This is a genomic window from Kitasatospora sp. NPDC058170 (genome assembly GCF_042883905.1).
Taxonomy (GTDB): Bacteria; Actinomycetota; Actinomycetes; order Streptomycetales; family Streptomycetaceae; genus Kitasatospora.
Map to the genome: position 1 here is coordinate 1 of NZ_JBHVUV010000095.1, position 1,358 is coordinate 1,358.

Sequence of the window (1,358 nt, forward strand, 5' to 3'; positions counted from 1 at the left end):
GTCGCCCAAGCCCGCCTCCGCATCCCCCGCGAAGAACACCAGAACTTCTTCACCACCCTCCTCGGCGACATCACCGAACCCACCGCACCCTTCGGTCTCGCCGATGCCCGCGGAGACGGCAGCACGACCACCGAGGTCACCGCCTCGCTGGATCCCGAACTCGCCGACCGGGTCAGGGAACAGGCCCGCCGGCTCGGCGTCAGCCCGGCCACCCTGTTCCACCTCGTCTGGGCGCGCATCACCGCCTCGGCGGCCGCACTCGACGACGTCGTCTTCGGCACCGTCCTCTTCGGACGCATGCAGGCCGGCTCCGGCGCCGACCGCGTCCCCGGGCTGTTCATCAACACCCTCCCCGTGCGCGTCCGCACCGGCGACACGACCGCCGTCGAGGCCGTCCGCTCCATGCAGGGACAGCTCGCGGACCTCCTCGTCCACGAGCACGCACCCCTCGTCCTCGCCCAGCAGGCCAGCAACCTCCCGGCCCAGACCCCGCTGTTCACCTCGGTCCTCAACTACCGCCACAGCAGCGAGGCGGACCAGGGGCCCGACTCCGCCCTCGAAGGCGTCGAGCTCCTCCAGGCCCAGGAGCGCACCAACTACCCGCTCGCGGTCTCCGTCGACGACATGGGCAGCGGTTTCCTCCTCACCGTCCAGGCCGCCGCACCGGTCGACCCGGCCCTCGTCGCCGCGCTGGTCCAGACCGCCACCGACAACCTGACCGCGGCGCTCGAGACGGCACCCCACACCCCCCTCCACAGCATCGAGATCCTCGACGACGCCCAGCGCCGCCGGCTTCTCACCGAGTGGAACGACACCGCCCGGGACCTGCCCGCCGCGACGCTGCCCGCGCTGTTCCAGGCCCAGGCCGCCCGCACCCCCGACGCGACCGCCCTCATCCACCAGGACGAGGAGCTGAGCTATGCCGAGGTGAACGAGCGGGCCAACCGTCTCGCCCACCTGCTGACCGAGCACGGCGTCGGCCCGGAGACCCTGGTCGGCGTCCTCATGGGACGCTCCACCGACCTGGTGATCTCTCTCCTGGCGATCCTCAAGGCCGGCGGCGCCTACCTGCCGATCGACCCCAACTACCCCGCCGACCGCATCACCTACATGCTCGGCGACGCCCGCCCCACCCTGGTCATCACCCACCAGGACCTCCAGCACACCCTGCCCGCAACCGAGGCCACCGCCCTGATCGTCCTCGACGACCCCGACACCCTCGCCCGCCTCGCCGAACTCGCCGCCACCGACCCCGAGTCCGGACTGCTGCCCAGCCACCCCGCCTACGTCATCTACACCTCCGGCAGCACCGGCCGACCCAAGGGCGTCGTCGTCCCCCACCACGGCCTGGCCAGCCT

Annotated in this window: 1 protein-coding gene; it reads left to right on the forward strand. The window is 72.0% G+C overall.

The window, feature by feature from the left end:
* On the forward strand, positions 1-1,358 hold a 1,358-nt coding region (locus tag ACFVVX_RS37985), incomplete at both ends, for an AMP-binding protein (protein ID WP_387952741.1).